This window comes from Pseudomonas sp. CFBP13509 (genome assembly GCF_005233485.1).
GTDB lineage: Bacteria > Pseudomonadota > Gammaproteobacteria > Pseudomonadales > Pseudomonadaceae > Aquipseudomonas > Aquipseudomonas marginalis.
Genome location: NZ_QGAA01000010.1, coordinates 195506 through 215997, shown reverse-complemented (window position 1 = coordinate 215997; position 20492 = coordinate 195506). Strand labels below are relative to the sequence as shown.

Genomic DNA, 20492 nt, shown 5'->3' with positions numbered 1-20492 from the left:
CATGAGCGAGAAAAATCCCCTGCCGTTTGCCAAAACCCAATCACGCGCCATGTTGCTGTGGGTCGTGGCGGTGCTGATCGGCCTGCCCGTGCTATTGCCCTCGGCGACCCTGGCCAGCGAGATCCTGATCTTTGCCATGGCGGCCCTGGCCTGCAACCTGTTGCTGGGCTACACCGGGCTGCTGTCATTCGGCCAAGGCATCTTCTTTGGTGCCGGTGCCTACTGCGCGGCGCTGCTGATGATTCACCTGCAACTGGGCCTGTTCACCGCGCTGCTGGGCGCCGCCATCGCCGGTGGTTTCCTGGCCTTGCTGGTGGGTGCCCTGGCGATCCGGCGCACCGGCATCTACTTCGTGATGCTCACATTGGCCTTCAGCCAGATGGCGTACTTTGTCGCCTACACCTTGAGCGACTGGACCGGCGGCGATAACGGCCTGCTCAGCGTGCCACGCCCGGAAATCCGCATCGGCGACGCCGTACTGTTGTCCCTGGCCGACGCCCGCGCGTTCTATGGTTTTGTCGCGGTGCTGTTCCTGTTGATCTTTATCGGCGCACGCCGGGTGATCGCCTCGCCGTTCGGCAGCACGCTGATGGCGATCCGCGAAAACGAAACCCGCGCCTCGGCCATCGGCTACGACACGCGGCACTTCAAGATCCTGGTGTTCGTGCTGTCCGGCGCAGTCACCGGAATTGCCGGGGCGCTCTACGCCATGCTGCTGCACTTTGTGCCGCTGTCGAATATCGACCTGGCGATGTCCGAAAACATCCTGATCATGACCATTATCGGCGGCACCGGCTCGCTGTTCGGTTCGTTGCTGGGCGCCGGGTCCATCGTGCTGCTGGGGGATTTTCTCTCCGACCTGTGGCCCCGTTGGCTGATGCTGCTGGGGGTGATCCTGATCCTGGTGGTGATCTTCATGCGCGGCGGTTTGTGGGGCGGCCTGGCCGCGTTGTTCGAGCGCGTGCGCGGCCGTCGCAAGGCCGTCGTCGTCGCCAAGGAGGAAGGGCTATGAGCATCTTGTTGGAAACCCAGGACCTGGAACTGGCCTATGGCGCGTTCCGTGCGGTGAACGGCGTGAACCTCAAGGTCGAAGCCGGCACCATCCACACCATCATCGGCCCCAACGGTGCGGGCAAGACCAGCCTGTTCCACTGCCTGACCGGTGAACGCCAGGCCACGGCCGGGGCGATTCATTTCAACGGCAAGAACCTGATGCGCAAGCCCGCCCACACGCGCGTCGGCCTGGGCATGGCGCGCTCGTTCCAGCTCACCAGCCTGTTCCAGAACCTCAGCGTGCGCGAAAACCTGCGCCTCGCCGCCCAGGGCCGCGACGGTGCACGTGCGTTGAATTTCTGGCGCCGCGTGGACAGCAAGCGCGAACACCTGGAGATGGCCGACCAGGTGCTCGAACGCCTGCAACTCAGCGCCCGCGCCGAGACCCTGGCCGGCGAGTTGTCCCACGGCCAGCAACGGGTGCTGGAGGTGGGCATGTCGATCTGCTCCAAGCCCAAACTGTTGATGCTCGACGAGCCCACCTCGGGCATGGGCATCGATGACATCCCGATCATGACCCAGTTGATCAGCGACCTCGGCCGCGACCACACGGTGCTGTTGATCGAACACAACATGAGCATCGTCATGTCCATCAGCCAACGTATCACCGTGATGAGCCACGGGCAGATCCTGGTGGAAGGCACGCCGGAGTTCGTGCGTGCCGATGAACGCGTGCGCAGTGCTTACCTTGGGGAGGCTGCCTGATGTTGATCGTCGAGAATATCCATTCCTACTATGACAAGAGCCACGTGCTCGAAGGCGTGTCGCTGAGGGTCAACCCCGGCGAACTGGTGACCCTGCTCGGGCGCAACGGTGCCGGCAAGACCACCACCCTGCGCAGCATCCTCGGCATCATCTGCCCACGCCAGGGCCAGATCCACTTCAACGGCCAGGCGCTGGTGGGGCAGAAAATCTTTGAAATCGCGCGCCAGGGCCTGGCGCTGGTGCCGGAGAATCGCGGGATCTTCCGCCTGCTGACCGTCGAGGAAAACCTGCGCATTGCCGTCCGCAAGAGCAGCCGCTGGCAGCTTGAAGACGTGTACGGCATGTTCCCGCGCCTCAAGGAGCGGCGCAGGAACGCCGGCCATGCGCTCTCCGGCGGCGAGCAACAGATGCTCGCGATCGCCCGCGCCCTGCTCAACGATCCGAAGCTGCTGATCCTCGACGAACCCACCGAAGGCCTGGCCCCGGTGATCGTCGACGAACTGGTGAAGATCCTGCGCAAGGTCAAGGACGACGGCCTGCCGGTGCTGCTGGTGGAACAGAACCTGATGGTCTGCGACAAGCTCGCCGACCGCCATTACGTCCTCGAACAGGGCCGCGTGGTCTACGAAGGCAGTGCCGCCGCCTTCCGCGCCGACCCGACGATCAAGAACCGCTACCTGGCGCTGAGCGCCTGACGGGAGAATGCAGATGAACAGTTTTGCGCAACCGCTCCAGGGCAACGCCCCGCTGATCAACCGCGACCGCCTGTGGCAATCGCTGATGGACCTGGCGCAACTGGGCGCCACGGTCAAGGGCGGCGTGTGCCGCCTGGCCCTCACCGACCTGGACCGCCAGGCCCGTGACTTGTTTGTGCAGTGGTGCGAGGCCGCCGGGTGCAGCGTCAGTGTCGACGCCATCGGCAATATCTTCGCCCGCCGCCCTGGGCGTAATCCGGCACTGCCGCCGGTGATGACCGGCAGCCATATCGACACCCAACCCACCGGCGGCAAGTTCGATGGTTGCTACGGGGTGATGGCCGGGCTGGAAGTGATCCGCACCCTCAACGATTTGAACATCGAGACCCAGGCGCCGCTCGAAGTGGTGGTATGGACCAATGAAGAAGGCTCGCGCTTCCCGCCGTGCATGATGGGCTCCGGGATATTTGCCGGTAAGTTCGACTTGCAGGACACCCTCGCCAAACAGGACGAGCAAGGCCTGTCGGTGGGCGCCGAGTTGCAGCGCATCGGCTATGCCGGTGCCCGCGCGGTGTTGGGCCACCCGGTCGGCGCGTATTTCGAAGCGCATATCGAGCAAGGCCCGGTGCTGGAAGACCAGGCCACCACCATTGGCGTGGTCATGGGCTGCCTGGGCCAGAAGTGGTTCGACCTGACCCTCACCGGCGTCGAAGCCCACGCCGGGCCGACGCCGATGCACCTGCGCAAGGATGCCCTGGTGGGCGCCGCCGAGGTGGTCAGCGCGGTCAACCGTATCGCCCACCAGCAGCAACCTCACGCCTGCGGCACGGTCGGCTGCCTGAGCCTGCACCCGGGGTCGCGCAATGTGATTCCCGGCCAGGTGCACATGACCCTCGACCTGCGCCACCTGCATGCCGACAAGCTGCAGGCCATGGTCGATGAAGTACGTGGCGTGATCGAAGCCACAGCAGCCCGGCACGGGTTGACCTTCGAACTGACGCCCACCGCCGACTTCCCGCCGCTGGACTTCCACCCGGCCTGCGTCAACGCCGTGCGTGATGCGGCGAGTGCCTTAGGCCTGAGCCATATGGACATCGTCAGCGGCGCCGGGCATGACGCGATTTTCGTCGCCGAACTGGGCCCGGCCGGGATGATCTTTGTGCCGTGCGAAGGCGGCATCAGCCATAACGAAATCGAAAACGCCGCGCCGGATGACCTGGCGGCCGGGTGCGCCGTGTTGTTGCGCGCCATGGTCAACGCGGCACAGGGGAATAGCCATGAGTGACATAGGTGAACTGACGGCCGTACAACTGCTGGCGCATTTTCGCGACAAGACCCTGTCGCCGGTGGAGGTCACCGAGGATGCATTGCTGCGCATCGAACGCTACAACCCGATGGTCAACGCCTACTGCCATGTGGACCCCGAGGGCGCGCTGCGCGCCGCGCGGGCCTCGGAGCACCGCTGGTTGAAGGGTGAGCCCTGCGGTGCCCTGGATGGCGTGCCCGCCTCGATCAAGGACCTCACGCTGACGCTCGGCATGCCCACCCGCAAGGGCTCGCGCACCTCGTCGGCCGAGGGTCCGTGGGACGTCGACGCGCCCTTCCCAGCCTTTATGCGCAAGGCCGGCGCGGTGCTGCTGGGCAAGACCACCACCCCGGAATTCGGCTGGAAAGGCGTCACCGATAACCCGCTGTACGGCATCACGCGCAACCCGTGGGACACACGCACCACCGCAGGCGGCTCGTCTGGCGGCGCGGGCGCGGCAGCTGCATTGAACCTGGGCGTGCTGCACCAGGGCAGCGATGCCGGCGGCTCGATCCGCATCCCCTGCGCGTTTACCGGCACCTTCGGGATCAAGCCGACGTTCGGCTATGTGCCGCAGTGGCCGGCCAGTTCGATGACCATCCTTTCGCACCTGGGGCCGATGACCCGCACCGTGGAAGACAGCGTGCTGATGCTGCAGGCCGTGGCACAGCCGGATGCGCGGGATGGCCTGATCGGCGCGCCGAGGACCATGCCATGGCTCACGCCGCACACGGATTTGAACGGCCTGCGCGTGGCCTACAGCCCCACGTTTGGCTACGTGGATGTCGACCCGCAGGTGGCCAGGGTGGTCGCCCAGGCGGTCGAGGGCCTGGTGCAGCTGGGTGCCCATGTCGAGCAGATCGACCCCGGTTTCAGCGACCCGCTGGAGGTGTTCAGCACCTTGTGGGCGGCGGGCGCGGCACGCCTGACCGGGTCCATGAGCGACGCACAAAAACAACTGCTGGACCCTGGGCTGCTGCGCATTGCCCAGCGTGGCGAGCAGTTGAGCCTGGATGACTTCAACGCAGCCCTCGAAGCCCGCGCCGCGCTGGTGGCCCGTATGGCGGCGTTCCACGAGCATTACGACGTGCTGGTCTCGCCGATGATGCCGATCACCGCGTTCGAGGCCGGACACAACGTACCGCCCGGTTCCGGGATGCAGGAATGGACCGAGTGGACACCGTTCACCTACCCCTTCAACCTCACCCAGCAACCGGCGGCGTCGGTGCCGTGCGGCTTGGCGGCGAATGGCTTGCCGGTGGGGTTGCATGTGGTGGCGGCGCGGTTTGCCGATGAGCAGGTGTTGCGAGTGTGCCGGGTGTATGCCAAGGCGTTTCCGACCCGGCACTTACAGACACCGATCACCCCAACACCGTAGACCCAAATGTGGGAGGGGCGGTGCGACGATTCGACTTGCCCCTCCCACATTTTCTGAGCGCACTCCAATCCCCTGCCTCTACAATGTCCCCCATTCATCCCCGGGGGCTTCATGGACATCGAACTGGCACGCACTTTCCTGGAAATCACCCGCTGCGGCAGCCTGGCCGCCGCAGCCGAGAAACTGCACGTCACCCAGACCGCCATCACCGCACGCGTTAAAAACCTGGAAAGCCAGCTGGGCAGTACGCTGTTCGTGCGCAACCGCGCCGGTGCACGCCTGACCGCCGACGGCGAGGCGTTTGTGGTGTACGCCAACCAGTTGCTGCAAACCTGGGAAGCCGCGCGGCGTGACCTGCCGCTGCCCGATGGCTATCGCAATGTGCTGCATATCGGCGGTGAAGTCAGCCTGTGCAACCCGCTGATGCTCGGTTGGGCCCGGGCCCTGCGCGAACAGATCCCCGGGCATGCCCTGCGCACCGAAGTGCGTGAAGGTGAATACCTGCTGCGGCAGCTGGAGCTCGGCGTACTCGATGCGGCGCTGGTGTTCCAGCCGCAGTACTGGCCGGGGTTGCAGGTGGAGCAGGTGCTGGAAGAAAAACTGATCCTGGTGCAATTGACGAGCAAACCGGCCCCGTACGTCTACATCGATTGGGGCCCGGGTTTCCGCCAGCAGCACGACGCGGCCCTGCCCGACAGGGCTCGCGCGGCGGTGAGTTTCAACCTCGGGCCGCTGGCATTGCAGTACATCCTCGAGAACGGCGGCGCCGGCTATTTCCGCACGCGGGTGGTACAGAGCTACCTGGACAGCGGCGTGATGCAGCGCGTGCCCAAGGCCCCGGAGTTCAGCTTCCCGACGTTCCTGGTGTACTCGCGGGCACGGGATTCGGCGGTGTTGCAACAGGCCCTGGGGCTGCTGCGTGAAGTGGTCAAGGCCGAGAGTGACTGGTCGCAGCGCTGGGACCCGTTGATCTGAATCCCTTCCCCGGCGCAGCGCGCAAAACTCGCAGATTCCCGTGTACCAACTAAGCTCAGTCTCCAACAAAAAAACCTGAGCAGCCCGCCATGGTCCATCCCACCGAGACGTTTCGCAGCCGCTACCGCGCCGAGGTCAGCCCCCATTACAACCCCTGGCTGCACGCCGGCTTTGTGCTCGGCTATGGCGTGTGCTGCATCGGCCTGGCCGGGGCCTCCACCCACCGAGTTACGCCGTTCGAGTGGCTGACTGTGCCGCTGACCCTGGTGCTCTTCAACCTCTGTATCTACCTGGTGCATCGCCACCTCGGCCATCACAAGCACGCCTTGGCCCGCCTGTTCTATGCGCGCCACACCGGTGATCACCACAGCTTCTTTACCCCCGGCCACATGACCTACGACAGCCCGCGAGACTGGCGCGTCATTCTCTTCCCGGCGTGGCTGATCGTGCTGCACAGCCTGGTCATCACCCTCCCCGCCTGGTGGTTGCTCCAGCACCTGAACGCCAATGTCGCCGGGCTGTTCGCCGGGAGCATGATCCTCGGTTACCTGCTCTACGAAGTGTTCCACGCCTGCGAGCACTTGCCCGCCGACCACCCGCTGGCGCGCCTGCCGTGGATTCGCCAGATGCACCGACTGCACGCCCTGCATCACCGCCGCGAGCTGATGCAGGGGCGCAATTTCAATATCGTCCTCCCGCTGATGGATTACCTGTTCGGCACCCTGTACTGGGAACCGAACCCCAACGACAACCAGGAATCGTCATGAGTACCCGTCGAAAGAAAATGCGTCATCTGCTGTTTGTGCTGCTGCTGGCGGTGATCGCTTTCCTGCTGTTGATGCCGACCAAAGTGCAACCGGTGAACTGGGCTCCGCCCAAGGCGCCATCGATGAAGGAAGGTGCCTATGCCGACAACCAGCGCCTCAAGGCTGTGCAGAAAATCGGCGCCCAGGGCATCGCCGGCCCCGAGGCCTTGCTGCTCGATGCCCAGGGGCTTCTGATCAGCGGGCTGCATGACGGCCGCATCATCCGCACGTCGCCCGACAGCCCCACCCTGGAAGTACTGGCCAACACCGGTGGGCGGCCGCTGGGCATGGCACTGCACCCGGACGGGCGCTTGATCATTGCCGACGGGGTCAAGGGCTTGCTCGCGCTGGATCCCCAGCGCCAACTGACCGTCCTGAGCGCCAGCGCCAATGGCGTCCCCTTTGGCTTTACCAATGACGTGACCATCGATGCCGGCGGGCGCTATGCCTACTTCAGCGATGCTTCGAGCCGCTGGGGTTATGGCCAGGATGGCGAGGCGGTGATCGAGCATGGCGGCGATGGTCGCCTGCTGCGCTATGACTTTCGCAACGGCACCACCGAGGTGTTGCTGGACCAACTGCAATTCGCCAACGGCGTGGCCCTCGGCCCCGATGAAAATTACCTGCTGGTCAATGAAACCGGGGCGTATCGCATCAGCCGCTACTGGCTCAAGGGCGAACGTGCGGGCAACCACGACTTGTTTATCGACAACCTGCCCGGCCTGCCGGACAACCTCAGTTTCAACGGCCAGGACCGTTTCTGGGTAGCACTGTACTCACCGCGCAACCCGCTGCTGGACAGTTTTGCCGGCTACCCATTGCTGCGCAAGGTGATGGTGCGCGCGCTGATGGTGGTGCCCAAGCCCATTGAGCGCAAAGCCTTCGTGCTGGGGCTGAACACCGACGGCAAGGTCATCGCCAACTTGCAGGATGGCAGCGCCGGCAATTACTCGCCCATCACCACGGCCCGGGAATATGGCGACTGGCTGTACCTGGGCTCATTGAAGAATACGAGCATGGCGCGCTTGCCGTTGAAGCTGGCGTTGGCGCAATAACGCAAACAGGGCATACAGGCGCCTGGCCTGTATGCCCTGGGTACTACGGGTCACTCATGTTCAGCTCTTGGTGCTGCTCAGCAAGGTCTGTTTGCACAGGTGGCCGAAGCTGACGAACTCGGTGTTGTCACCACCGACGCCGATACCCGGGTATTCCAGTACTTCCATGCGCCACACGCCGTAGTTGAAGTCGGTACGCCAGGTGTTGTTGTAGCCCTGGGCATAGTCGACAAAGGTGGTCTGGAAATCACCGAAGCAGGTGCCCACGTTGATCGTGCCCGCCGCTTGGCCCGCACTGTCGGTCGCCGCCGAATACGCCTTGTAGACGATATCGCCGTTGGCCGGGTCGATCCGCTGGTCGAGATAGACGATCGGGTGCAGGCCCACCAGCGGTGCACCGGTGCTGTCCGACAGGCCCATGGTCCAGGTCAGGTCGCGATAGGCTTGGGTGGTCATGTAGCCGTAGCCCACGTCGGAAGCCGAATACGGAATGCGCAACACGTTCGCCTCGCCCTTCACATCCGGGCTGTTGACCCGCGGGTTGGAACCAAACGACAAGTTGTACTTGCCGGTCGCGCTCCACGGCTCGTTCGGGTGCTGGTTCGGCCGCACACGTACCTTGACCACGCCACCGACACCCGGGCTCGGGATCGAGGTCGACACGACGTTGGCCCCCACGGTGACCCACTGGGCGCCATCGAAACGCTCGAGGATCCACTTGTTGCGCGTGCTGCCACTGGTCGCATCGGCCGTCAGCGCAATACCCACACTCTGGCCACGGACGGCGGTGAAATCGAAGTAATCGACATCATCCAGGCTGTCGGCATTGCCGTTGATGTAGTTGAGGGTGTCCGGCAGTTGGAAGGCCGTGTCCGGGGTGTCATTGGGTTCGAACGCATCAAGGTTGGTATCGACCGCGACGCCGAACTGAAAGCTCGAGCCCTGGACCGCCGCGTTGGCCTCCATGAACCAGTAGTAATCGCCGGCCGGCACCACGCCGCCAAGGCTTTCATCGCCCGTGCCGGGGTTATTGGAGGTGCCCAGGGGCAGCGGATTGCCCTGGCCGTCGTCCTGGAACAGCGACAACGACATGTCGGTGCCTGCGGTCTGGTTGACCAGCAGAACATTGATCCGCGCCTTCTGCGGCAGGTTGAAGTGGTAGCACAGCAGGTCGCCGGTTTGCACGCCATCAATCGTATAGAGCGAGTTGATGTCCAGCGTCTGCTCACAGCCCTGGACCAGCGCAGCCTGCACGGCGGGCGCCGACTGGGCCGTGGCTTTTTGTACCTTGGCCACCCTGGCCGGCGCAGTGTTGTCTTCCACCACCGAGTCAGCCTTCGCCTTGGGGGCAAACAGGGTTTTCTTCTGCTGGGCACCCGCCAGCAATTGCTGTTTGAGGGCAGCCGTCGCCTTGTTGGCCTTGACCTTCGCAGCGCTTTTCAAGCCTTGCTTGACCGCAGGAGGCGCCGCTTGCGCAGCCAGGTGAGGGTATTGTTCAGCGAGGGCAAAGGCCGAGACAAAGCAGGTGGCCGCCATGGCCGCACCGAGCATAAAGGCTTTTTTCGATTTCATTTTTTATCCATCCATAGTTAAAAACTGAAGGTCAGGTGACATCCGGTCACCTGGGATGGAATGTAGGAGAAGACTGGATGAATGTACAGTATTTTTTATGGAAAAATTCAGGCTCTTTCAAATGAGAATGTCGGCCCATCTACGCCAAACAGTCCAAACGACTGTTGCGATAACCCAAATAAAGCCGACGTAATAGGGCCATAACACCCAACGCTTCAGCCCTAATGGAACAGACGCCAGCTCGGCCTCGGTCACAACGCCTGCTTTCACATAGCGTGCTGAGTCAGACAGGAAATCAAACATCAACAGCATGCGGTATTGCCTGTCGAGCCATCGGTTTCGTCTCCAAAATCGCTTATTGGCGCGGACCCTTTCGTTATGACTGAAATAACCTTCTACCTCGTCGAGTTTTGTATATTCGGCAAACAGCGCCAGCCCCAAAACGACAAACGCCCCCACAAAATGCACAATGGTGAAGGCAAGAAAAAACGACACGATTAAGCCCCCTCTGGTTCGAAGATCAAATCACCGTTGACCTCCAGGATCTTTCCACCCAATAACGCACCTTCATCACCTAGACCAGAGCCTACCGCCTGCCCACCCGCAGCGCCGCCGATGACTGCGCACGCAAGCGCACCTTGTCCCTTCATCGAAATACCCAAAAATAGGTGACAAGCACGAAGAGCAAAGGCTGCACCATACTTTCCCCCGACAGCAGCCCCAGCCACTCCCCCCATCAACCTCCCCGTCTCCACATACTTAGCCCTCCTGCACTGCGCCTCCCGTCCCGTCACACACGCCTCCTTGATCTCCAGCCCGGTCACGCCCACATCCAGCGCGATCCCAATGAAAGTCCCGTTACCCAGCCACTTGGACATCTGCGCAATCTCGCGCATGCGCCGTGCATACCCCGCAATCTCGCCTTTATGCAGATAGCTTTTGGTCGAAATCCCCAGCACCTTCTTCAACGACTCATTGCCCTGCAACCCCGTGCCGAACCGTGCCGCGCCTTGCAGTTGCAGATCCAAGCGCCGGAACAAAGCCTGGCGCTGTTTGATAAAGCCATCCCGGTCCAACGCACCGTCCTTCAAGCGCTGATGCAACCCCTCGATGTCCTCCAGGGTCTGCGCCACCTCATTCAGATGCCGCGACCAGGCCGATGTCGCACTGCCGATACCAATCGATCCGTAGGCCATGAAGCTCTGCAGCAAGTCATAGTTGCCGATCAACTCCCTGCCCGCCGAGGTATCCATTTCCAGATTGCGCCGAACTGTTTCGGCATGGCGCATCAACCAGGCTTCCTCGCTCGAACAGCTCACGCTGTACGGATCGGGAATAATCACCAATTGACCCGGCGCGACCAGACCGGGGCGCAGGTGCCGGTTGAGCACATCAAAATGATCGGAGCGCTGCTGGCTCGGGGCGCCGCCCATGAGGCGGGATTTCAAATGGATGTAGTCCGTTGTGCGGTCGTTGATATAGCTCTGCGCCATGCCTTACATCCGGGATGCAAAGAATATGGCGTCGAAATATAAGCAAGCACCTACGCCCCGAACACAAGCGCAGGTGGGCTGAATTGCATTTGGGAAGTTGCCTACTTCACGAAGAAACAGCGCCTACAGAAACAACCCTAATACCCGGTCATCTCCAGGTACCCCACCCCACCCTCAAACCGCACCGGCCCTTCCCAGTACGGAATACTCAGGTTCATCCAGGCCTTGGGGTTGACGGCCTGGGTGGTGATATCCAGCTGCTTGCCGGGAATTTTCAGCGACCAGCGTGTGGGAATCTGGCGGCCGTCAATCGCCGTGGTGTCCAGCGGTGCCAGTTGGATGTCGGCGTTGTGCAGGGTCTGGGTGTGGCCTTCACGGTCGATCCAGGTGCCGGTCAGGTAGGACACGCCGTCGGTTTGCCGCACCCGAAACAGCATCAGTTGCTCGCCTCGGTCCAGGTGCAGGGAGAACCAGTCCCAGCCGGTCTGGCTGGCGGTCAGCGGTTGGCTGCTCCATTCGCGGTCGAGCCACGCCGGGCCGCTGACCTGATACGTCTTGCCGTCGATGCTGACACTGCCCTCGGCGGTAAAAAACGGCTGGCTGTAGTAGTACGACGCCTGGCCCTGATCGGATTTGCGGCTGTAGCCGTTGTCGCCTTGCAACACCGATGGCCGGCTGGAGGTGAGGCGCAGGTCGTAGGCAAATTGCGCCCCGCTGGCCTTGAGTTGCATGTCCGCCAAGGCGCTCGCGGCGCCGGGCTGGCTGGCAAAATTCCAGTCGTCGATCCAGGCGTTGAACGGCGCGGCCTGCGCCCCGGCCTGGCCGACGCCACCGCGGGCGAAGCGTTCGGCGGCATAGTGGCGGGTGGCAGAGGTGACGGCGGCGTGGCCGAGCCATACGGTCGAGTCGTGCCAGCCCGCCTGCGTCGGCCCGGCCTTGAGGGCGTTGCGAAACAGCGTCCATTGCACGCCGAACACATTGCCCTGGGCGTCCTTGAGGTTGGCGGTGACGTACCACCACTCGATCCGAAAGCCGTCGTGGGGGCCGTGGTCCTCGGGAAAGCTGAAGACCTTGCCGGGCAGCACCTGGGCAAAGTCGGCCGCGTCACTGCCCAGGCCGGCGAAGCTTTCCGGCGGCGCAGGTTGTTGGTCGCACGCGCCTAACAGCAACAGAAGAAGCCCTGTAGGAGCGAGCTTGCTCGCGAAAAACGTCAACGATAACGCGGGCATTCCGGCTGCACGCGGCGCTCTCGGGTTTTTCGCGAGCAAGCTCGCTCCTACAGAGAGGACAGCCAGGAACAGGGGCTTAATCTTCATGGGCAAACGTCCTCAACAAATCCGCCGGACGGCTGCGGTACAGCTGCCACAGCGGCCAAGCCGACGCCAACAACGTGGCCAGCAGCGCCAGCCCCAGCAATTGTGCGAGCTGCCACGGGAACACTTGCAACGGCAGGCGCCAGCCAAAGGCCTGCACGTTGATCACCGCGTCCAGGCACCACGCCAGCAACAGGCCCAACGGCAACGCCAGCAGCAACGTGAGCACCGCCAGCAGCCAGGTTTGCCCCAGGTTCAGCAGCATCAATTGCCTGCGCGTCACCCCCAATGCCCACAGCGGGGCGAGTTGGCCGAGGCGGCTCTGGCTCTGGGTCAGCAGGCTGATGAACAGCGCCACGCCGGCCACGCCCAGGGTCAGGCTGTTGAGCGCGGCGGTGGCGGCGAAGGTGCGCTCGAACACTTGGCTCGACCAGCCCTTGAGTTGCTGTTGATCGACGATACGGCTGTCTTCCAGGGCAAAGGCGCGCTGCACTTCAGCCACCAGCGGCGCCACGTTTTCCGGCAACAGCCGCAGGTTGAAACGCGCCGGTGCCAGTGTCGGCCAGCGGGCCAGCAGGTGCCGGGAATTGACCAGCACGTGGCCCTTGGGGTTGCCGTAATCGGCGTACACCCCCACCACGGTCGGCGACCACACACCCTGGGGCGTGGGAATGCTCACCGTATCACCCAGCGTCACCCCGAGCCGCCGCGCCAGCTGTTCGCTGAGCATCAGGGTCTCGCCTTGCTGCAACTGGTCCCACGGCGCGCTCGCCGCTTCCAACAACGGCCAGTGCTGGCGATAGGTCGGGTCGTCGACCACGCCAAACAGATCCGCCGGCCAGCCCTGCAATTGCACCGCGACCTGCCAGGTGGGCAACACGGTATGCACCAACGGTTGCTGCGCCAGCCAGGCGCTGAGTTGCTCTGCCTGGGCCGGGGTTTGCGGGTTGAGGTACAGCTCGGCGGTGAGGCGTTGCTCCAGCCAGTTGTTGAACGTGTGGCGAAAGCCTGAGGTCATGGAGCCCGCGCCGATATTCGCGGCCAGGGCCAACAGCAGCGCCATCAACGCCAGGCTCAGGGCCGGCAGTTGTTGACGGCAGTCAGCCAGGAACCACTGGCCGAGTACCGAACGGCTGCGCCCCAGCAGCGCCTCCAACAGGCCATTGAGCAGCACCGGCAAGCCCAGGGCGGCGCCGAGCAGCAAGGCCGCCATCAACACAAAGCCCGCCGCCAGGCTGTCGCCCAGCCATAACGCCAACAACGCGATCAGCAAGGCCGTAGCCGCGACCCAGCCCTGGCGCCGCAACCAGCGCCCATGGGCCTCGTGCCAGGCCTGGGCGTTGGCCAGCGCCAGCAACGGCAAACGCGCCGCGCGCCATAGGCTGCTGGCGCCGGCAAGCAAGGCGCCGAGCAGGCTCAAGCCCAACCCTGCCGCCCACCACCAGGGACTCAAGCTCAATTGGCCCGGCACCTCGGCGCCATACAAGCCACGCAGGCTGGCGGCCACATCCGGCAGCAACAGGCTGGCCAGCAGGTAACCGCTGGCGACGCCGAGCACGCCCCCCAACAGCGACAACGCCCCCAGCTCCACCCCCAGGCCGAGGATCAACATCCGCGCACTCACCCCACAGGCGCGCAAGGTGCGCAACAACCCGCGCCGCTGCTCCAGGGCCAGGCCAATGGCCGCGTGCACGATAAACAGCCCCACCACAAACGACAGGAAACCCAGCGCATCAAGGTTCAGGTGAAAGCTCTCGGTCAACCGTGCAAGGTTATTCTCCTCGCCCTGCTTGAGCTGCAGCCCGGCGGGCGGTGTGGGATGGCGAGCGGCGAAGGCCTTGTCCACCAGCAGGCGCGAGAGCTGGCCGGGCATCTCCAGCAGCGCCTGGGCAAACCCGATATCGGTGAGCAACAGGCCGGGCGCCATATCCGCCTGGACCTGCAACGGCGGCAGGCGCTGCCCATTCAGCGTGAGCGGTTGCTGGCCCTCACGCAGTCCCAGGGCCTGCAAGGTGTGCGGCGCAATCCAGGTAAGACCCGGCGGTTCAAAGAAGGCCAGCATCTGCGCCTGGCTCAGGCGCTGCCCCGCCACCGCGCCGCTGCCGGGCAACGACAATGGTTCGATGCCCATCAACTGCAGGCGTACGTCCTCATGCCCCTTGAGTTGCAGCCGCCCCTGCACCACCGGCGACACCGGCCACCCGGCACGACGCAGTTGGGCAAACAGCGTTTGCGCGAAACTGGCGGCGTCCGGCGCACTCAGGCTGGCCTGGGGTTCGCCGCCGATCAATTGGCTGGCGCGCGCGTAACTGTCGCGGGCCTGGCTGTTGAGGGCCTGCACCCCGGTCAGCAGCGCGGTGGCCAGCCACAGGCCGGTAAGTACGCTGAAAAACTGCACCGGATGCCGTCGCCAATGGCTGAGCAAGGCACGCAAGGTCCAGTAAAAAACCCTCACGTCGGCATGACCTGTCCATGATGCAGCACCACTTGCCGGTCCAGTCGGGCGGCGATGCGTGGGCTGTGGGTCACCATCAACAGGCTGGTGGGACTGTCGCGCAGCAGGTCCAGCAGCAGTTGCAGGACCTCGTCGCTGGTGGCTTCGTCGAGGTTGCCGGTGGGCTCGTCGGCCAACAGCAAACCTGGGCGCGAGGCCAACGCCCGCCCGACCGCCACCCGTTGCTGCTGGCCGCCCGAGAGTTGTTCCGGATAGCGCTTGAGCAAGTCCCCCAGGCCCAGGCGTTCGACCAGTTGCGCCTGCCACTGCGGATCAAAACGCCCCGCCAGGCGGGCCTGGAACGCCAGGTTGTCGTCGACGCGCAAGCTGCCGATCAGGTTGAACTGCTGGAACACCAGGCCAATCTCGGTACGCCGCCAGTGGGCCAGTTGCGCCTCGCTCATCCGGTCGAGGCGCTGCTCACCCACCTCGATGCTGCCGCCGTCCACCCGATCAAGCCCGGCAACCAGATGCAGCAGGGTGCTCTTGCCGCTGCCGGACTCACCCATCAACGCCAGGCTGCTGCGCGCGCCCAGGTGCAGGTCGACCCCCGCCAACACCGCCAACGGGCCTTGGGGGGTGGCGTAGCTTTTGAAGACACCTTGCACCTGCAACATGGGAACACTCATCTGATGGCTGGCAATCGAGAATAACGGCTGAGGATCAAGGCCACGCAAATTTTTCACATGGTTTTCACCGGCCGCCCACCCACCGCACTTTAAATTGCCGGCCAAGCGTCACTCGTCGACAACTTATTAGTTGCCACGCCTGGCAACTTTTAACCGCAGCATGTTCAGCGAAAAGACAGCCACCCTGTGACAGCCTCGCGCTTCACTTCGGGCACTTGCCGACAAGTTGCGCCTAATTAATACAACACAGCCGATAGTGACCATGGTGAATGTAGTGGTTGACCTTACCCTGATTAAACCACGCTCGCGCCGAGCCTTTTTCAAGCGCCTCAAACCGCTTTGGCTCGGGCTTACGGTGGTTGCCGTGCTGCTCACTTGCGCGCTGTTCTGGCCGACCTCCCCACGGGACCTCGGCGTGGGCAACCGCCTGCTGACGTCCCAGGTGCTGCCGCTGTGGCGCGACGGCGACCTGATCGTACTGGTGCGGCATGAAGAGCGCTGCGACCGTTCGAGCAACCCGTGCCTGGGCCCGGTGGAAGGCGTGACGATCAATGGCAGCCAACACGCCGAAAACCTGGGAAAAGCCTTTAAATCACTGGGCATGGACGGCACTGACGTACTCTCAAGCCCCGCCATTCGCACGGCTCAGACCTCGCGCTTCATGTTCGGCAAAACCGACATGACCTCCAGCGAACAAGCCGTCTGCGGCAAGGCCATGGGCGAAGAACTGCTCAGCCACAAACAGGCTGGACGCAACCTCGTATTCGTCACCCACAGCGGTTGCATCGCCGACTTTGAAACCGCCCTGGGCTTCCCCCACGCCAAGTTTTCCGAGTACGGCAGCGCGCTGTTCGTGCAGGTGCTGGCCAACGGCAAGTTCAAGGCCCTGGGCATCATGAAAAACCAGGACTGGCCTGCCGCGCTTAAACAAATCTAAGTCATTCCCTTCCCGCCGCCAGGCTTATGTTCAGCAAAAAGACAGCCCTGTTCTGGCATGTTTAGTTGCGTCCTTAATTAAGGTCGTTATGACTATTTCCTGTTATTTAGTGAACGCCGTGACGACTTTCGCCATTACTTCATTAGTTGAAAAAAACACCATCGGACGTCAAGGAGCGACGTTTTCATGACTCGCCTGAAACCCCTGCCGGTACTCTTGCTGGCCTTCGTCGCGTTTTATCTGTTGCCACTGGGCCTGCACGGTTTGTGGATACCGGATGAAACCCGCTACGCCCAGATCAGCCAGGAGATGCTCCTGAGCGGCAACTGGGTGGCACCGCACTTCATGGGCATCCGCTATTTCGAAAAACCGGCCGCCGGTTACTGGCTGATCGCCCTGGGCCAGGCCGTGTTTGGCCAGAACCTGTTCGGTGTACGCATCGCCTCGGCCCTGACCACCGGCTTGAGTGTGCTGCTCGCTTACCTGATCGCCCGTCGCCTGTGGAACGACCCGCGCAAAAGCTTCGCCTGCGCCCTGCTCTACCTGAGCTTTGGCCTGGTGGCCGGGCAAGCGGGGTATTCCAACCTCGATCCGCCATTCACCTTGTGGGTCAACCTGAGCCTGGTGGCGCTGTGGTTTGCCCTCGACAGCAGCACCCTGCGCAGCCGCCTGGGCGCCTGGGCCGTGTTGGGATTTGCCTGTGCCATGGGGTTCATGACCAAGGGTTTCCTGGCGTGGGCGCTGCCGGTGCTGATCGCCGTGCCCTATATGCTCTGGCAGCGGCGCCTGGGCGAGTTGCTGCGGTATGGCCCGGTGGCCATCGGCGTGGCCGTGCTGGTGTGTTTGCCCTGGGTGCTGGCGATCCACACTCAGGAACCGGATTTCTGGCGCTTCTTTTTCTGGAATGAACACATCCGCCGCTTCAGCGCCGACAACGCGCAACACGTGCGACCCTGGTGGTTCTTCCTGCCGATCATGGCGGTGGCTTGCCTGCCATGGGCCGGGCTGCTGCCCAACACCCTGCACCAGGCCTGGACAGAAAAGCGCCAACCGGCGATCGCTTTCCTGGCCCTGTGGTTGCTGCTGCCCCTGGGCTTGTTCAGCCTGAGCAACGGCAAGCTGCCGACCTACATCATGCCGTGCCTGCTGCCCCTGGCGTTGCTGATGGGGCATACCTTGAGCGAGCTGGTCAGCCAAGGCAGAACCCGAACCCTGCGCCTCAATGGCCTGTTCAACTTCGTGATCGGCATGGCCGCCATGATCGGCCTGATCTACCTGCAAATCGCGAGGCCGCTCTACGGCAACAGCCATGCCGAGATGTTCAGCCTGTCGCTGGCCTTTATCGTGCTGCTGGGCTGGATCCTCACCAACCTGCTGCAAAGCTTTCGGCCGCTGACGTTGTGGGCAATGCCAGCCCTGGGCATCGGCCTGCTAGTGGTGCTGCTGCCGTCGAGCATGCCGGCCTACATCGCCGATAACGAAATGCCCGACCAATTTGTGCTGGAGCATGTGGATGAGTTGCAGCACACCCACGCGCTGCTGAGCAATGAACTGGAGAGCGCCAGCGCCTTGGCCTGGCGCCTGCAACGACCCGACGTGACGCTGTATGACACCGAAGGCGAGCTGCGCTACGGCTTGCAATATGCCGATTCGGCTCCGCGCAAAGTCGATCTGGAGCAGGTGCAAGCCTGGCTCAAGGACGCCCGCCAACACGGCTCGGTCGGCGTGCTGCTGCGGGTCAACAGCACCAGTGAAATGCGCGAGGCCGGGCAATTGCCGCCCGGAGGCAAACGCTATTACAAGGGCTACCTGGAACTTATCCTCTACCCGCAGGCGCCATGATGCCGGGTTATCTCAAGACCGAACGCGGCGCCCTGCTGCTGTTGCTGGGCGTCTCGGCCCTGCTGCTGCTCACCGGCCTGGGTGCGCGTGACCTATGGGGCCCGGAAACCCGCTGGGCGAATATCGCCTTGCAGATGCTGCAGAGCGGTGACTATTTCGACCCGTACCTCAAGGGCGTGCCCTATTACGACAAACCCCTGCCCTCCTACTGGCTGATCACCGGCGCGGCGCACCTGATGGGAGGCCTCGGGCCCTGGTCATTGCGCCTGCCGTCGGTGATCGGCGCGTGGCTGAGTGTGTGGCTGGTGTACCTGATTGGCGAACGCCTGTTCCGCAAGGGCACGGGGCTGATCGCCGGTTGGATGCTCGCCACCACCTTCTACTTCCTGTTCTGGGCCCGCGTGGCTACGGCGGATGTGCTCACCGTGTGCGGCGTGCTGGCGGCAGTCGCGTGGTATTGGCGCGGCCCAGACGACACGCGGCTGTGGCGCTATACGGTGTTTTTCCTGTTGCTGGCCCTGACGTCGTTGTTCAAGGGCCTGATCGGCTTTGTGCTGCCCGGCCTGGTACTGCTGCCGCACCTGCTCAGCGAACAGCGCTACAAGCGCCACCTCAATCTGCGCCTGCTGCTGGCCGTGCTGATCGCGGCCGCCGTGTATGCCGTGCCGTTCGTGCTGTCGCACTTGTACGGCGCACCGACCTATGGCGAGAGCGGCCTGGCGTTGGTGTTCCGGGAAAACGTGGTGCGCTTCTTCGACCCGTTCGACCATATGGGACCGATCTACACCTACCTGATCTACCTGCCCGCCTACACGTTGCCCTGGACCCCGTGCTGGCTGCTCGGCCTGTGGCTGGCCGTGCGGCACTGGCGCAACACCCCGCCGAACGTGCGCTGGCTGGTGTGGGGCCTGGGCCTGCTGTTCGTGTTCTTTACCGCCAGCGGCAGCCGGCGCAGCTACTACGTGTTGCCGCTGGTACCGTTCGCCCAATTGCTGGCGGCGTGGTGGCTGAGTGAGCGCGTGTTGAAAAAGCCCGCCAGCTGGCCGCGCTGGCAGAAGAGTCTGGGGATCGCTGCCACACTCATGCTGTTGATCCTCGGCGTGGCCTATCCCTGGTCCAACGGCAACGGCGGCGTGACCCGCTTCGCCGAAGATGTGCAAACCGAGGCCGTGAAAAGCGCGCCCTGGAACCAATGGCAGATGGTGCTGGTGGAAGTCGACAACAAGGTCCCGATGTACCTGCAAAATGGCGGCAAGCCTTTCTACTACGTCGCCGAAACCCAGGACTTCCCCCGCCAGGGCGACAGCGCCGCGTTCATGGCCTGGCTGGAAAAAACCAGCAGCCAGGCTTTCGACCCGCAGCGCACGATCATCGTCGCGCAGTTTTCCAAGGAGGATCCGACGCCGTTGGCATTCCTGGGGGCGGATCATCAGGTGATCACGACCCAGCCGGACAATGGCGAGCGGCTGTTTCACAAGCGTGACGAGGGCAGTGTGGCGTTTATCCCTGCGTCACGCTGATGGCTGCGTATCAGGTGCGCGTGTACCGCACCGGCCGGGGCGGGGGACAGTGAGCCGCGGGATCATGGCAAACAGGTTTTGGCGTGAACATGCTTGTTGTGGCCTTATTTCGGTGAAATCACCGCCTCCGCCTCGATTTCGATCAACCACTCCGGCAACGAAAGCCCACTGACAATAATCCAGGACGACGGCGGCGGGTTATGGGGGAAGCGCTCACGCAGCGCCTGGGCGATGAGCTCCTGCTGATCACGTGCGGACTCGACGATATACAGCCGCAGCATTACCACATGGGACAAGTCACCCTCGACCTCGGCCAGGACTTTTTCGATATTGTCCAACGCCGTATCGGTTTGCTCGGCAATGCCTGGACCGACCGTAAGCTCCTGGGCATCCACACCTACCTGGCCGGAAAGCAGAATACGCCGGCCATCAGGCACTTCGATAGCTTGGCTGAAGCCGTATTGCAGGGAGTTGAATACGCTCTTGGGATTGATGACCTTGGGTTGCATGACGAGTCCTTGTTGTCGGTAGGAGTGCAAGGCTAACGTTAAAATTCTTACGTCTCCAGGAGAGGGCTTTGGGTGATGAAGATGAGCAGGTCCATCGGACCGCTCTTACGCAACTTTCGGGTTGTATCTGATCAACCTCGCCGCCCCCCTTCGCGGGTCGCTGCACATTCAGAGAACGGGTGTGGAAGCCCGAACTCCCATCATGTGGGA

General features: G+C 63.2%; 18 protein-coding genes. 11 read left to right on the top strand and 7 right to left on the bottom strand.

Features of this window, described 5'->3' with window-relative positions:
• The first annotated feature begins 1 nt into the window (after window position 1).
• The 8 genes from PspCFBP13509_RS18485 (at window position 2) to PspCFBP13509_RS18450 (ending at window position 7973) form a co-directional block, all read left to right on the top strand.
• Window positions 2–1012: a branched-chain amino acid ABC transporter permease gene (locus PspCFBP13509_RS18485; protein ID WP_065923781.1), complete on the top strand. Its 1011-nt coding sequence runs from the start codon at window positions 2–4 to the stop codon at window positions 1010–1012.
• Window positions 1009–1758 (top strand): ABC transporter ATP-binding protein, encoded by a 750-nt coding sequence (locus tag PspCFBP13509_RS18480; protein ID WP_065923780.1) that lies wholly within the window; start codon window positions 1009–1011, stop codon window positions 1756–1758. Before PspCFBP13509_RS18485 ends, PspCFBP13509_RS18480 begins: the two co-directional genes overlap by 4 nt.
• Entirely contained in the window at window positions 1758–2453 is a 696-nt protein-coding gene (locus PspCFBP13509_RS18475) for an ABC transporter ATP-binding protein (protein ID WP_065923779.1), read from the top strand. The genes PspCFBP13509_RS18480 and PspCFBP13509_RS18475 overlap by 1 nt, the downstream gene beginning before the upstream one ends.
• 13 nt (window positions 2454–2466) lie before the next feature.
• The gene (locus tag PspCFBP13509_RS18470; protein ID WP_137212469.1) at window positions 2467–3738 is read left to right on the top strand and encodes a Zn-dependent hydrolase; all 1272 of its coding nucleotides are present in this window, start codon (window positions 2467–2469) and stop codon (window positions 3736–3738) included.
• Window positions 3731–5137 (top strand): amidase, encoded by a 1407-nt coding sequence (locus tag PspCFBP13509_RS18465; RefSeq protein WP_137212468.1) that lies wholly within the window; start codon window positions 3731–3733, stop codon window positions 5135–5137. Before PspCFBP13509_RS18470 ends, PspCFBP13509_RS18465 begins: the two co-directional genes overlap by 8 nt.
• A gap of 111 nt (window positions 5138–5248) precedes the next feature.
• The gene (locus PspCFBP13509_RS18460) at window positions 5249–6112 is read left to right on the top strand and encodes a LysR family transcriptional regulator (protein ID WP_027606159.1); all 864 of its coding nucleotides are present in this window, start codon (window positions 5249–5251) and stop codon (window positions 6110–6112) included.
• An 89-nt stretch (window positions 6113–6201) separates the two neighbouring features.
• Window positions 6202–6879 (top strand): sterol desaturase family protein, encoded by a 678-nt coding sequence (locus tag PspCFBP13509_RS18455; RefSeq protein ID WP_065948439.1) that lies wholly within the window; start codon window positions 6202–6204, stop codon window positions 6877–6879.
• The gene (locus PspCFBP13509_RS18450) at window positions 6876–7973 is read left to right on the top strand and encodes an SMP-30/gluconolactonase/LRE family protein (protein ID WP_137212467.1); all 1098 of its coding nucleotides are present in this window, start codon (window positions 6876–6878) and stop codon (window positions 7971–7973) included. Before PspCFBP13509_RS18455 ends, PspCFBP13509_RS18450 begins: the two co-directional genes overlap by 4 nt.
• Before the next feature lie 60 nt (window positions 7974–8033).
• Here the strand turns inward: PspCFBP13509_RS18450 and PspCFBP13509_RS18445 are convergent, their stop codons facing one another.
• The 6 genes from PspCFBP13509_RS18445 to PspCFBP13509_RS18420 form a co-directional block, all read right to left on the bottom strand.
• A complete protein-coding gene (locus PspCFBP13509_RS18445) occupies window positions 8034–9545 on the bottom strand; it encodes a hypothetical protein (protein ID WP_065948441.1) in 1512 nt (503 codons plus the stop codon).
• A 117-nt stretch (window positions 9546–9662) separates the two neighbouring features.
• Complete coding sequence (locus PspCFBP13509_RS18440) at window positions 9663–10040, bottom strand: hypothetical protein (protein ID WP_065948442.1); 378 nt, start codon at window positions 10038–10040, stop codon at window positions 9663–9665.
• 2 nt (window positions 10041–10042) lie between these two features.
• On the bottom strand, window positions 10043–11038 hold the full coding sequence (locus tag PspCFBP13509_RS18435) for a hypothetical protein (RefSeq protein WP_137212466.1): 996 nt from the start codon (window positions 11036–11038) through the stop codon (window positions 10043–10045).
• Between the two features lie 137 nt (window positions 11039–11175).
• A complete protein-coding gene (locus PspCFBP13509_RS18430) occupies window positions 11176–12267 on the bottom strand; it encodes a lipocalin-like domain-containing protein (protein ID WP_137212494.1) in 1092 nt (363 codons plus the stop codon).
• Window positions 12268–12343: 76 nt separating this feature from the next.
• Window positions 12344–14806, bottom strand: coding sequence for an ABC transporter permease (locus tag PspCFBP13509_RS18425; protein WP_137212465.1), 2463 nt, complete (start codon window positions 14804–14806; stop codon window positions 12344–12346).
• Window positions 14803–15462: an ABC transporter ATP-binding protein gene (locus PspCFBP13509_RS18420; RefSeq protein WP_065923765.1), complete on the bottom strand. Its 660-nt coding sequence runs from the start codon at window positions 15460–15462 to the stop codon at window positions 14803–14805. The genes PspCFBP13509_RS18425 and PspCFBP13509_RS18420 overlap by 4 nt, the downstream gene beginning before the upstream one ends.
• A gap of 274 nt (window positions 15463–15736) precedes the next feature.
• Between PspCFBP13509_RS18420 and pmrG the strand changes: the two genes are divergently transcribed.
• The 3 genes from pmrG (at window position 15737) to PspCFBP13509_RS18405 (ending at window position 19773) form a co-directional block, all read left to right on the top strand.
• Window positions 15737–16411 (top strand): lipopolysaccharide core heptose(II)-phosphate phosphatase PmrG, encoded by a 675-nt coding sequence (gene pmrG / locus PspCFBP13509_RS18415; protein ID WP_137212464.1) that lies wholly within the window; start codon window positions 15737–15739, stop codon window positions 16409–16411.
• Window positions 16412–16597: 186 nt separating this feature from the next.
• Window positions 16598–18253 carry a lipid IV(A) 4-amino-4-deoxy-L-arabinosyltransferase gene (arnT, locus tag PspCFBP13509_RS18410; RefSeq protein ID WP_137212463.1) on the top strand — a complete coding sequence of 552 codons (1656 nt, stop codon included), beginning with the start codon at window positions 16598–16600 and terminating at the stop codon, window positions 18251–18253.
• Window positions 18253–19773, top strand: a complete 1521-nt coding sequence (locus tag PspCFBP13509_RS18405) for an ArnT family glycosyltransferase (RefSeq protein WP_137212462.1) — start codon at window positions 18253–18255, stop codon at window positions 19771–19773. The genes arnT and PspCFBP13509_RS18405 overlap by 1 nt, the downstream gene beginning before the upstream one ends.
• Before the next feature lie 104 nt (window positions 19774–19877).
• Here the strand turns inward: PspCFBP13509_RS18405 and PspCFBP13509_RS18400 are convergent, their stop codons facing one another.
• The gene (locus tag PspCFBP13509_RS18400) at window positions 19878–20282 is read right to left on the bottom strand and encodes a RidA family protein (protein WP_065946430.1); all 405 of its coding nucleotides are present in this window, start codon (window positions 20280–20282) and stop codon (window positions 19878–19880) included.
• Window positions 20283–20492 lie beyond the last annotated feature (210 nt).